The sequence below is a fragment of the Aeromicrobium sp. genome, from assembly GCF_032084975.1.
Classification (GTDB): Bacteria; Actinomycetota; Actinomycetes; order Propionibacteriales; family Nocardioidaceae; genus Aeromicrobium.
Map to the genome: position 1 here is coordinate 1 of NZ_DAMDLR010000071.1, position 12,438 is coordinate 12,438.

Genomic DNA, 12,438 nt, shown 5'->3' on the forward strand with positions numbered 1-12,438 from the left:
CCGGGAGGGCGAGGATCTCGGCGCGGCGCCGACGGGCCTCGGGGTCGCGGGCGAGGCCACGCGCTCGACCGATGTGTCCCTGGGACGCCGCGGCGGCCTTGTGGGCGACCTGCGGCTCGATGCCGTCGCGCTCGTGCAGGAGCCGCGCGATCGCCTCGGTGGGCGGGGTGCGCAGCAGCACCGGACGGCACCGCGAGCGGATCGTCATGATGACGTCCTCGACGGCAGGGGCGCACAGCAGCCACACGGTGCCGGGCGCCGGTTCCTCGATCGACTTCAGCAGCGCGTTGGCGGCCTGGTCGGTCAGTCGGTCGGCGTCCTCGACCACGAGGATCTGGTGGCGTCCGAGCGACGGGTGCAGGGCCGAGCGCCGCACCGCGTCGCGCGCGGCGTCGACGCCGATGCTGAGGCCGTCCGTGTTGATGACGGCGATGTCCGGGTGGCTGCCGGCAGCGGCCGTGACGCACGAACGACACGTCGTGCACCCGCCCTGCTCGCACTGCAGCGCGGTGGCGAAGGCGATCGCCGCGTTGGACCGGCCCGATCCGGGCGGTCCGGTGAACAGCCAGGCGTGGGTCATCTGGCCCGCGACCGCAGCGCCTAGCGTGGCGACGACGTCGTCCTGGCCGACGAGCTCGTCCCAGACGGGCGCCGTCACGAGACCGCCTCGCGCGCCTGGCCGAGCCACGGCTCGACGGCGGCACGGACCCGCTCGTGGATCAGCTCGGGCGCCTCGTTCGCGTCGAGCACGACGTAGTGCTCGGGGTCGGTGGCGGCGAGGTCGAGGAAGTGACGCCGCACGCGCTGGTGGAACTCGACCGGCTCGCCCTCGATGCGGTCGGGCTCGCCCGCGCGGGACAGCCCCGTGGCCGGGTCGACGTCGAGCAGCACCGTCAGGTGGGGCCGCAGGTCGGCGGTGGCCCACCGGGCCAGGGACTCGAGCTCGTTGACGTGCAGGGCACGGCCCGCGCCCTGGTAGGCGAGAGTGGAGTCGACGTAGCGATCGGTGATGACGACGGAGCCGTCGGCCAGTGCCGGCAGGATCACCGTGTCGACGTGCTCGGCCTTGTCGGCCGCATAGATGAGCGCCTCGGTCCGCGGCGAGAGGTGGCCGGTCGCCGGGTCGAGCAGGATCGACCGCAGGCGGGCTCCCACCTCGGTGCCGCCGGGCTCACGCGTGAGCAGGACCCGGCGCCCCCGCGACTCGAGCCACTGCGACAACAGGCGTGACTGGGTCGACTTGCCCGAGCCCTCGCCGCCCTCGAAGGCGACGAAGACACCGACCTCGGTGACGAGTGGATCGTCCGCTGACTGCATGGTGGCGAGCCTAGTCGGCGCCCCCGACGGCGAACGGCACAGCCGAGGATCTGTGGATGACGTCCGCGGTCACGCGTCGTCGCGCCCCAGCAAGGGCCCGTGGACCAGTCCCGCAATCGCCGCGCCGATGACCGGCGCGAGGATGAACACCCAGACCTGGGCGAGCGCGTCCGTCCCGGCGAACCAGGCCACACCGAGCGATCGCGCGGGATTCACCGACGTGTTCGAGATCGGGATGCTGATCAGGTGGATCAGGGTGAGCGCGAGCCCGATCGACAGTCCCGCGAAGCCGACGGCGGCCCGCTTGGCGGTCGTGCCCAGGATCACGAACAGGAACACCGCCGTCAGCACGATCTCGGTGATGACGACGGACACCAGGTTGTAGCCCATCGGCGACCGGTCGCCGAACCCGTTGGAGGCGAACCCGGTCTCGACGGGGTCGAACCCGCCGTCGATCCCCTCGGCGATCACCAGCAGCACGGCGCCGGCGATCGTGGCACCGACGACCTGCGCGATGACGTAGCCGGGCAGGTCCCTCGCCGAGAACCGGCGCGCCAGCACCAATCCCACCGTCACGGCCGGGTTGAAGTGGCCGCCCGAGACGGGACCGAACGCGTAAGCGCCCGTCAGCACCGTGAGACCGAACGCGAAGGCCACGCCCAACCAGCCGACGCCCACCGCCATCTGCGCACCCTCGGGAATCGCCGTCGCGGCGAAGATGGCGGTGCCACACCCGCCGAAGACGAGCCAGAAGGTGCCGAGCGCCTCAGCGCTCAGCCGCTGTGCCAGCGTGTACGTCGGAGCTTCGGTCATGGCGTCCCCCGTGCCGTGCGGATGTCCTCACGGTAGGGCACGAACGCCGCCACGGCGAGGACCGTCGCGTCGACGGTCCCCGCTCGTCGGCTCAGGACTTCTTGGCGGGGGCCTTCTTCGTCGTCTTCTTCGCGGTCGCCTTCTTGGCCGTGGTCTTCTTCGCCGCCTTCTTGGCCGGCGCCTTCTTCTTGGTCGCCTTCTTGGCCGGACCCTTCGCACGACGCTCGGCGAGCAACTCGACCGCACGCTCGTGCGTGAGCGTCTCGAGGTCGTCGTCCTTGCGCAGCGTGGCGTTGTACTCGCCGTCGGTGACGTAGGTGCCGAAGCGTCCGCTCTTGGCGACGATCGGCTTCTGGCTGGTCGGGTCCTCGCCCAGCTCCTTGAGCGGAGCGGCCGCGGCACGGCGGCCGTACGTCTTGGGCTGGGAGTAGATCTCGAGCGCCTGCGCCTCGGTGATCGTCAGCAGCTGCTCCTCGGTCTCGAGCGAACGAGAGTCCGTGCCCTTCTTGAGGTACGGGCCGTAGCGGCCGTTCTGGGCCGTGATCTCGACGCCCTCGGCGTCGTGGCCCACGACGCGCGGCAGCGTCAGCAGCTTCACGGCGTCCTCGAGCGTGACCGAGTCGAGGTCCATCGACTTGAACAGGCTCGCGGTGCGCGGCTTTGCGCCCTTCTTGGCGTCCTCGGGCAGCGCCTCGGTGACGTAAGGGCCGTACCGACCGTTCTTGGCCACGACCTCGAGCCCCGTCTCGGGATGGGTGCCGAGCTCCTTCTCCATGCCGGCCGGCGTGGCCAGCAGCTCCTTGGCGCGCTCGAGCGTGAGCTCGTCCGGCGGCAGGTCCTCGGGGATGTTCGCGCGGGTCGGCTGCTCGCCGCCCTCCTTGGTCTCAACCATGGGCGGGCCCTCGACGTACGGACCGTAGCGGCCGACACGCACCGCGATGTCCTCACCGAGGTCGAACGTGGCCAGGCCGCGGGCGTCGATGTCGGGCAGGTTGTCGATGAGTCGCTTGAGTCCGGTGTCGCGCTCGCCCTCGCCGGACCAGAAGGCCTCGAGCACGTGGACGCGGTCCTCGCGACCGTTGGAGATCTCGTCGAGGACGCCCTCCAGCTCGGCGGTGAACTCGTACTGGATGAGGCGTCCGAAGTGCTGCTCGAGCAGGCGCACGACACTGAACGCGACCCACGCCGGCACGAGCGCCGTGCCCTTCTTGTAGACGTAGCCCCGGTTCTGGATCGTGTTGACGATCGAGGCGTACGTGGAGGGACGACCGATCTCGCGGTCCTCGAGCTCCTTGATGAGGCTGGCCTCGGTGTAGCGCGCCGGCGGCTTGGTCTGGTGGCCCGCGGCGTCCAGCTCGACGGCCGTGACGTGCGCACCCTCGCTGAGGTTGGGCAGCTTGGTCTGCTGGTCGTCACCCTCGGCGTCGGGGTCCTCGGTGGACTCGACGTACGCCTTGAGGAAGCCGTGGAACGTGATCGTGCGACCGGACGACGTGAACTCGACGTCCTGACCGGAGGAGGACTCGGCGCCGATGCGGATCGAGACCTGGTTGCCCTTCGCGTCGGCCATCTGCGAGGCGATCGTGCGCTTCCAGACCAGCTCGTAGAGCTTGCGCTCGTCGCCCGAGAGGCCGGTCTCCTGCGGGGTGCGGAACGACTCGCCCGCCGGACGGATCGCCTCGTGCGCCTCCTGGGCGTTCTTGACCTTGGACGTGTAGACGCGCGGCTTGTCCGGGAGGTAGTCGGCGCCGTAGAGCTCCTTGACCTGGGCGCGGGCCGCGTTGAGCGCGGTCTGCGACAGCGTCACCGAGTCGGTGCGCATGTAGGTGATGTAGCCGCCCTCGTAGAGCTTCTGGGCGATCGACATCGTGCGCTGCGCGCCGTAGCCGTGCTTGCGCGAGGCCTCCTGCTGCAGCGTCGTGGTGCGGAACGGGGCGTAAGGGCGGCGCGTGTACGGCTTGGACTCTACGGAGCGGACGACGAAGTCGCGTCCTTCCAGCCCCGAGGCGAGGTCGCGGGCGAGGGTCTCGTCGAGGTGCACGACGTCGCCCTTGAGCTGGCCGGCACTGTCGAAGTTGGAGCCCGACGCGACGCGCTTGCCGTCGATCGTGGACAGGCGGGCGGGGAACCGGGACGGCTCGAGGTCGCACCCGAAGGTGGCCTCGAGGTTCCAGTAGCTGGCGATGCGGAACGCCATCCGCTCGCGCTCGCGCTCGACGACCAGGCGCGTGGCGACCGACTGGACGCGGCCCGCGGACAGGCCGCTCATGACCTTCTTCCACAGGACGGGGCTGACCTCGTAGCCGTAGAGGCGGTCGAGGATGCGACGGGTCTCCTGCGCGTCGACGAGGTCCTGGTCGATGTCGCGCGGGTTGGCGATCGCGCGCTGGATCGCCTCCTGGGTGATCTCGTTGAAGGCGATGCGCTTGACCGGCACCTTCGGCTTGAGCTCGTCGAACAGGTGCCACGCGATGGCCTCGCCCTCGCGATCCTCATCCGTGGCCAGGACGAGCTCGTCGGCGTCCTTGAGCAGCTTCTTCAGCTCGGCGATCTGCTTCTTCTTCTCGGCCGGGACGACGTAGACCGGCTCGAAGTCGTTGTCGATGTTGACGCCCAGGCGCGCCCAGGCCTCGCCCTTGTACTTGGCCGGGATCTGGTCGGCGCCCTGCGGCAGGTCGCGGATGTGCCCGACCGAGGACGAGACGACGTAGCCGTCGCCCAGGTACGCCTTGATGCTGCGCACCTTGTTGGGCGACTCGACGATCACCAGTGATGTCACGTTCTGCTCCTCCGCCCGGCCGTCATGGGGAATCTGGGCCGGTGGTGGCCCACCGTAGCGCTTCCTGTCAACCGTTTTCGCCACCGGTGCACGCCGTGGAAGAATCTCGCGAGTGGAGAAGGTGACGTACGCGGACGTGCTGAGGTCCCCCGGCACCATCCCCCTCTACATCGCGGCCTTCCTGGCCAGGATCCCGATGATGGCGGTCCCGCTGGTCCTCACGCTCCTGGTCGTCGAGGGCCTCGACCGTTCGTACGGCGAGGCCGGGATCGTGGCCGCCGCCGAGACCCTGGGCGCCGGCCTGGGAGCCCCGTGGCGCGGGCGCCTGATCGATCGGCTCGGCGTCCGGCGGGCGCTCATCCCCTCCATCGCCGTGCTGCTCGTGGTCTACCCGCTCGCCGCCATGGCCACCTACGCCTGGCTGCTGCCGCTGGCGTTCGTGGCGGGCCTGTTCCTGGCGCCCGTGCACTCGATCGTGCGGGTCTCGCTCTCGACCAACCTGCCGGCCTCGCACCACCGCAGCGCGTTCGCGCTCGACTCGGTCATGGCCGAGGCCTCGTTCATCATCGGTCCGGCCGCCGCGGGCGTGATGGTCGTCCAGGCGTCACCGCAGGCCGCGCTGCTTACGGTGGCCGGGACCGTCGGGATCGGCCTGCTGATCCTGTGGTGGCTCGATCCCCCGACACGCAGCGCCGACCACGTCGACACGCCGCACCAGCCCGGCTTCGGCTGGGTCACCCGCGACCTGGCGTTCCTCTTCCTCGTGTCGGCCGGCGCCATGGTGGCCCTCATGGCGACCGACCTGGGGATCATCGCGGTCCTGCGCGAGCTCGACGCGATCGGCCTCGTCGGTGTCGTCTACCTCGGCTGGGGATTCTCCTCGCTGGTCGGCGGACTCGTCTACGGATCGCGGTCGGCGTCGATCCGGCCCACGTACCTGTTGCTCGCGATGGGCCTGCTGACGATCCCCGTCGGCGTCGCCCACGCCCCGTGGACGCTGGCGTTGGCGTCGATCCCGGCGGGTCTCCTCTGCGCGCCGATCATGACGTCGTGCAGCGAGTACATCGCGCGGCTCACCGACGAGACGCGCCGTGGCGAGGCGATGGGCTGGCAGGCCTCCGCGTTCACGGTCGGTGGCGCGCTGGGTGCTCCGGTGATCGGCTCGTCGATCGACCTGTGGGGTGCGGCCGCCGGATTCGCCGTCGGTGGCGGGATCGCGGTGCTGATCGCCGTCGCTTCGTTCCTGGGACAGCGGCTGCCCCGTGCGGGCGACGCGGGATCCTCGCACTTGTGGAACAGGGTTACGGCCAGCACGCCTCCGGACCGGTAATCCTGTTCCAAAAGTGGGGTGCGGCGAGCCGGGGGACGCCGCCACCGTTCAGGGGACGAGGAAGCCGTCGGCCACGAGGTCGGCGACCACCGGCCCATAGCGACCGCGCAGCAGCGCCGGGTCCTGGTCGAGCAGCTGGGCGAGGGCGTCCAGGATCTGACCGGCGGTGAGGTCGCCGTCGCACGCCGAGAGGAACCCCGCCTCGACCGTGTCGACCTGGCGCGACGGGCGCAGTCCCTCGGTGCGCTGCACGCGGATCACCGCGGGATCGGCGGCGCCGACGGGACCGAGGGTCTCCTGCACGACGTCGGACGCCAGCCGCCAGCACCGTCCCAGCAGGTCGCCGGCGTCGAGCGCGTCGGTGCGGCCGGCCCAGGCGAGGAAGTCCGCACCCACGGGCTGGGCCACCGGGGTCGTCCACTCCTCGATCCGCACCTGCGGCACCGCGCGCTCGGCCTTGCGCAGGGTGATCCAGCCGAAGCCCATCGCCTCGGTGCCCTGCTCGGCGAACCACGAGAGCCAGCGGTCGTACCGCTCGACGTGGCCGGGCGCGTGCCGCAGGCCGGCGTCCGCGAGCCACATCTCGGCGTACTCGGGCAGGTCGACCCGTTCGCGCTGGACGACCCACGCGTCGAGCCCGGTCGGCTCGATCCATGACGCCAGCCGCTCCTGCCACGGCTCACCCTCGCGATGGATCCACGCCGCCAGCAGCTGGCACCAGCCGCCGTCGGTGAGGTGGTCGTGGGCCTGCGTGACGATCCGCCGGACCACGTCGTCGCCGTCGAAGCCCGTCTCGCGGTAGACGAGCCGATCCCCGTCCGGGGGCGAGACGACGAACGGCGGGTTGGTCGCGATCAGGTCGAACCGCTCCCCCGCGACCGGCTCGAACAGGCTGCCGTCACGGACGTCCACGTCGAGACCGTTCAGTGCCGCGGTGAGACTCGCGAGCTGGACCGCGCGAGGGTTGACGTCGGTCGCCACGACCTCACGCGAGTGGCCGGCCAGGTGCAATGCCTGGACGCCGCAGCCGGTGCCGAGGTCGAGCGCGCGCCCGACCTCGGGGCGCACCGTCAGCTGCGCGAGTGACGAGGACGCCTCGCTGATGCCCAGGACGTAGAGCGGGTCGCGTGGGTTCTCGCGCCCGTCGAGGCCCGGTGTCAGGTCGCACACGACCCACCAGTCGTGCGACTCGTCGCCGTAGGGGCGCAGGTCGAGGCGGGCGCGGGCGTCGTCACCGTCGACCTCGACGAGGCCCAGGGACCGAGCCGCCTCCCACGCGGGGCCGAAGGCCGACTCAGCCGACTCGCGCGGCACGACGGACTGCAGCTGGAAGAGCCGGATGAGGGTGGACAGCCGCGAGCCGTCGGCGGTGACGCGCAGCCCCGGGACCGTCTCGGACCGGGCGAGCGCTCGCCAGGCCTCGTCCCCGAGGACGCCGTGGACGGCGTCGACGGTGAAGTCGGCGATCGCCTCGCGCAGCAGCCCGACGTCCGAGCCGGACACTCAGGAGACCAGTTCGTCGATCGAGGCGTGCAGGCCGAAGACCTTGTCCAGTCCCGTGATCGCGAAGATGCGCAGCAACCGCTCGCTCGTGCAGATGATGTCGAGCGAGCCGTTGTCGGCGCGGACCCGCTTGAGGGCTCCCACGAGGACGCCCAGGCCGGTCGAGTCGAGGAACGCGACGTCCTCGATGTCGATCACGAGTCGGGTGTGGCCGGAGTCGATCGCTGAGACGACCACTTCACGCAACCGTGGGGCGGTGTACACATCGATCTCGCCCGAGACTTCGACCACGTGGAACGGCGGCGACTCACGTTCGGTGAGCGTCAGATCCATGACGGCATTGAATCACGCGCAGCGAGCCGTGGCGCGCCGCGAACCGCGGCGTCGGCCGATCGCCCGCCGAGCGCTGGCGCTCGGTGCCTCAGGCAGGTGAAGGACACTGTGACCATGCAGTTGCACCCGGTTCTCGCGCGACATCGCGAGCAGTTGGTGCACGTGCAGCAGCATCCCGCGGTCGAGGCGGTCGTGGAGCCGTGGCCCGACTGGATCGATCCCGAGATCCGCGCGCTCTTCGCCGCGGAGGGCGCGGACGTCCTGTGGGGTCATCAGACCGAGGCGCTGGCCGCCCTGCACGCGCGGCAGAACGTGGTGGTCGCCACGGGCACGGCGTCGGGCAAGTCGCTCGTCTACCAGGCCGCGGCCCTGCAGGCGCTGCGCGACGGCCGCGGCGGCACCGGGCTGTCCGGAGCGCGTCGCCCGTCCGTCCTCTACCTCGCACCCACCAAGGCACTGGCCGCCGACCAGCTGCGGCGGCTGCCGACGGACGTCCCCGGCCTGCGCCCCGCGACGGTCGACGGCGACAACAGCCGGGAACAGCGCGCCTGGGCCCGTGACCATGCCAACTGGGTGCTGGCCAATCCCGACATCCTGCACCGCACGATCCTGCCCGCTCACGAGCGCTGGGCCCGGCTGTTGGCGATCGTCGTGGACGAGTGCCACCACTACCGGGGCGTGTTCGGGGCGCACGTCGCCCTGATCCTGCGGCGCCTGCGCCGCATCTGCGAGCACTACGGCGCCGACCCGCTGTTCGTCCTGTCGTCGGCCACCGTCGCCGAGCCGGCCGCCTCCGCCGAGCGGTTGATCGGGGCACCGGTCACCGCCGTGACCGAGGACGCCTCCCCACGCGCCGGACGCACCGTCGCGTTCTGGCAGCCGCCCCTGCAGCCGAACCGTGAGGGGGTCGAGATCCGCCGGTCCGCCGGCGCCGAGGCCGCCGACCTGCTGACCGACCTGGTCGTCGGCGGCACGCGGACGCTGGCCTTCGTCCGGTCGCGGCGCGGCGCCGAGCAGCTGTCCATGACCACCCGGCGTGCCCTCGCCGAGGTCGACCCCGCCCTGACCGATCGCGTCGCCACCTACCGTGGGGGCTACCTGCCCGAGGAGCGTCGCGAGCTCGAGGCGCGACTGAGGTCGGGCGACCTGCTCGGACTCGCCAGCACGAACGCGCTCGAGCTCGGCATCGACATCGCCGGGCTGGACGCCGTCGTGTCCATCGGCTTCCCCGGCACCCGCGCGGCGCTGTGGCAGCAGTGGGGTCGCGCCGGCCGGGCCGGCGTCGACAGCCTCGGCGTCATGATCGCGCGCGACGACCCCCTCGACTCGTTCCTCGTGCATCACCCCGAGGCCGTCCTGGGGGCGCCGGTCGAGGCCACCGTCTTCGACCCGGAGAACCCCTACGTGCTGGGGCCGCACCTGGCCGCGGCAGCCCAGGAGCTGCCGCTCACCGAGGACGACTTCGCACGGTTCGGCCCCCGGGCGGCCGAGGGGGTCGTCGCCCTGGAAGCAGCGGGACTGCTGCGCCGGCGCTCGACCGGCTGGTTCTGGACCAGCCGCGACCGGGCCGCGGACCTCGCCGACATCCGCTCCGCGGGCGGGCATCCGGTCCAGATCGTCGAGCGGGAGACCGGTCGGCTCATCGGCACGGTCGACGCCGGGTCCGCCGACGCCGAGGTGCACGAGGGGGCGATCTACGTCCACCGCGGCGAGGACCACCTCGTCGAGGCGTACGACCCCGAGCAGGGAGCCGCCGTCGTGCGGCGCGCCGAGGTCCACCACACCACCAGCGCGCGCTCGGCCACGGCCGTCACGATCGTCGACCAGCGGCTCGAGGTCGACTGGGGAGCGGCCACGGTGGCCTTCGGCGACGTCGAGGTCGCCAGCCAGGTGATCGGCTACCAGATCCGGGACCGCAACACCGGCCGCGTCATCGGCGAGGAGCCCCTCGACCTGCCCGAGCGCACGCTGCCGACGGCGGCGGTGTGGTGGACCCTCGACACCGACGTGGCGACGTCGCTGATGGACCCCGAGCGGTTGCCCGGAGCGGCCCACGCGGCCGAGCATGCCGCCATCGGCATCCTGCCCCTGCTGGCGACGTGCGACCGCTGGGACATCGGGGGCCTCTCGACGGCGCACCACGCCGACACCGGCCGGCTGACGGTCTTCGTGCACGACGGGCACCCCGGCGGTGCGGGATTCGCCGAACGTGGGCACCAGCAGATGGCGACCTGGCTGCGGATGACACGCACGGCGATCGACGACTGTGGATGTCGCGACGGGTGCCCGTCCTGCGTGGTCTCGCCCAAGTGCGGCAACGGCAACAGCCCCCTCGACAAGGCGGGTGCGGTGCTGCTGCTGGACGCCGTTCTGGCGGGCGTTCCGGGCTGACGCGGCCCCGCTCGCATTTGTGTCGGCACTGACTTCGTGCGAGATTGGGGAGGTTTGATCACTTCCTGCACACCAACCCCGGGAGCGCACTGACATGGCCTCAGGCCCCGAAACGAACGACGCAGCCGCGACGAACGGGTTCCTCGAGCCCACGATCGAGCCACACCGAGAGACCCAACTGGACAAGGTGGTCTTCGCCATCGCGGCCGTCGTGGCCATCGGGGTCGTGGTGTGGGGCATCGCCGACCAGGTCTCGCTGGGCAAACGCGCGGGCCAGGCCCAGTCGTGGGTCATCGAGTACACCGGCTGGCTCTTCATCCTGTCGACCACGGGCTTCGTGATCTTCGCGATCTGGGTCGCCGCGGGCCGCTACGGCAAGATCCCGCTGGGGCGTGACGGCGAGAAGCCCGAGTTCCGCACCTCGTCGTGGATCGCGATGATGTTCAGCGCCGGCATGGGCATCGGGCTCATGTTCTGGGGCGTGGCCGAGCCGCTGACCTTCTACCTGTCGCCGCCGCCCAACACGGTCGAGGGCGCGACCGATGCCGCCAGTGACGCCGCGATGGCCCAGACCCTGTTCCACTGGACCCTGCACCCGTGGGCCGTGTACGCCGTGGTCGGCCTCGCGATCGGGTACGGCACCTTCCGCCTCGGCCGCCCCCAGCTGATCTCCGCGGTGTTCGTCAAGATCATCGGCCGCCGCCAGGCCAACGGCCCCCTCGGCAAGGCGATCGACATCATGGCCATCTTCGCCACGCTGTTCGGCTCCGCCGCGTCGCTGGGCCTGGGCGCCCTGCAGATCGGTGCCGGCATCCAGCACAACGGGTGGGTCGAGTCGGTCGGCGAGACCCTGCTCGTCTCGGTCATCGTCGTCCTGACCGTGCTGTTCATCCTGTCCGCTGTGTCGGGCGTCGCGCGCGGCATCCAGTGGCTCTCGAACATCAACATGGTGCTGGCGCTGCTGCTGGCGGCGTTCGTGTTCATCGCGGGCCCCACGCTGACGATGCTGAACCTGATCCCGACGTCGATCGCGGACTACATCGAGTACCTGCCGCAGATGGTCGGGCGCACGACCGCCCGCGGCGAGGGCGTCGCGGACTGGCTGGGCGCCTGGACGATCTTCTACTGGGCCTGGTGGGTCTCGTGGACGCCGTTCGTGGGCATGTTCATCGCGCGCATCAGCCGCGGCCGCACGATCCGCCAGTTCGTGACCGGCGTCCTGCTCGTCCCGAGCGCCGTCAGCCTGCTGTGGTTCGTCATCTTCGGTGGCGCGGGCATCAGCGAGGCCGACGCCATCGCGGACGGCGACGGCGCGGTGGACTCGAACTACGCACTGTTCGACCTGCTGCAGCAGTACCCGATGGCGTCCATCACGACGGTCATGGTGATGCTGCTGGTCGGCATCTTCTTCGTGTCGGGCGCCGACGCGGCCTCCCTCGTCATGGGCACCCTGTCGCAGCGCGGCTCGATCGAGCCGAAGAAGTGGCTCGTGATCTTCTGGGGCGGCCTGACCGGTGCGGTCGCGGCCATCATGCTGCTGATCGCCGACCCGGGTGACCCCGTGGCCCTCCAGGGCCTCCAGGCCCTGACCATCGTGGCGTCGCTGCCCTTCCTGGCCCTGATGGTGCTGTTGTGCGTCGCCCTGCAGCGGGACCTGCGCGTCGATCCGATCATCGTGCGTGAGGACCTGGGTCAGACCCTGGTCGAGGGTGCCGTGCTGAGCGGTGTCGACAAGCACGGCGAGGACTTCGCCCTGGTCGTCGAGGAGGCCATGGTGGTTCCGGAGGACTCCGCGGACCTCCCGCCGGAGGACGCGAAGGACTGAGCCGGACGCCCCCGCCGTGCCTCACTCGAGGTACCAGGCGGGGGCCGCCCGGGCCCGTTGGTCGCTGGCCCAGCGGCCGACCGACCAGCGCGGCCCCTCGGCCCGCACCGTGACCGTGGCGACGTCCGCGGCCATGTCGCACTCCCG

At 71.2% G+C, this 12,438-nt stretch carries 9 protein-coding genes; 3 read left to right on the forward strand and 6 right to left on the reverse strand.

Annotation, left to right across the window (positions count from 1 at the left end; translation table 11 throughout):
- The 4 genes from RT323_RS13575 to topA all read right to left on the reverse strand — a co-directional run.
- Positions 1-658, reverse strand: a 658-nt coding sequence (locus RT323_RS13575; protein WP_313409448.1) for a DNA polymerase III subunit delta', incomplete at its 3' end; no start/stop codon positions are given.
- A complete protein-coding gene (gene tmk, locus RT323_RS13580) occupies positions 655-1,317 on the reverse strand; it encodes a dTMP kinase (RefSeq protein WP_313409450.1) in 663 nt (220 codons plus the stop codon). The genes tmk and RT323_RS13575, both read right to left, overlap by 4 nt.
- A gap of 69 nt (positions 1,318-1,386) precedes the next feature.
- Entirely contained in the window at positions 1,387-2,130 is a 744-nt protein-coding gene (gene aqpZ, locus RT323_RS13585) for an aquaporin Z (RefSeq protein WP_313409452.1), read from the reverse strand.
- Between the two features lie 91 nt (positions 2,131-2,221).
- Positions 2,222-4,909: a type I DNA topoisomerase gene (gene topA, locus RT323_RS13590; protein ID WP_313409454.1), complete on the reverse strand. Its 2,688-nt coding sequence runs from the start codon at positions 4,907-4,909 to the stop codon at positions 2,222-2,224.
- A gap of 112 nt (positions 4,910-5,021) precedes the next feature.
- On the opposite strand from topA, the gene RT323_RS13595 reads away from it, so the two are divergent.
- Positions 5,022-6,239: an MFS transporter gene (locus RT323_RS13595; RefSeq protein WP_313409456.1), complete on the forward strand. Its 1,218-nt coding sequence runs from the start codon at positions 5,022-5,024 to the stop codon at positions 6,237-6,239.
- Between the two features lie 48 nt (positions 6,240-6,287).
- On the opposite strand, the gene RT323_RS13600 is transcribed toward RT323_RS13595, so the two are convergent.
- Positions 6,288-7,742 carry a class I SAM-dependent methyltransferase gene (locus RT323_RS13600; protein WP_313409458.1) on the reverse strand — a complete coding sequence of 485 codons (1,455 nt, stop codon included), beginning with the start codon at positions 7,740-7,742 and terminating at the stop codon, positions 6,288-6,290.
- On the reverse strand, positions 7,743-8,075 hold the full coding sequence (locus RT323_RS13605) for an STAS domain-containing protein (protein WP_313409460.1): 333 nt from the start codon (positions 8,073-8,075) through the stop codon (positions 7,743-7,745).
- A gap of 114 nt (positions 8,076-8,189) precedes the next feature.
- Here RT323_RS13605 and RT323_RS13610 point away from each other — a divergent pair, with 114 nt between their 5' ends.
- Both RT323_RS13610 and RT323_RS13615 read left to right on the forward strand, forming a co-directional pair.
- A complete protein-coding gene (locus tag RT323_RS13610) occupies positions 8,190-10,466 on the forward strand; it encodes a DEAD/DEAH box helicase (RefSeq protein ID WP_313409462.1) in 2,277 nt (758 codons plus the stop codon).
- Between the two features lie 94 nt (positions 10,467-10,560).
- Positions 10,561-12,291: a BCCT family transporter gene (locus RT323_RS13615; RefSeq protein ID WP_313409464.1), complete on the forward strand. Its 1,731-nt coding sequence runs from the start codon at positions 10,561-10,563 to the stop codon at positions 12,289-12,291.
- Positions 12,292-12,438: the final 147 nt, after the last annotated feature.

Coding starts and splice junctions, on each gene's coding strand:
- tmk (WP_313409450.1), bottom strand. CDS start 1,317: ATGCAGTCAGCGGACGATCCACTCGTCACCGAGGTCGGTGTCTTCGTC.
- aqpZ (WP_313409452.1), bottom strand. CDS start 2,130: ATGACCGAAGCTCCGACGTACACGCTGGCACAGCGGCTGAGCGCTGAG.
- RT323_RS13605 (WP_313409460.1), bottom strand. CDS start 8,075: ATGGATCTGACGCTCACCGAACGTGAGTCGCCGCCGTTCCACGTGGTC.
- RT323_RS13610 (WP_313409462.1), top strand. CDS start 8,190: ATGCAGTTGCACCCGGTTCTCGCGCGACATCGCGAGCAGTTGGTGCAC.
- RT323_RS13615 (WP_313409464.1), top strand. CDS start 10,561: ATGGCCTCAGGCCCCGAAACGAACGACGCAGCCGCGACGAACGGGTTC.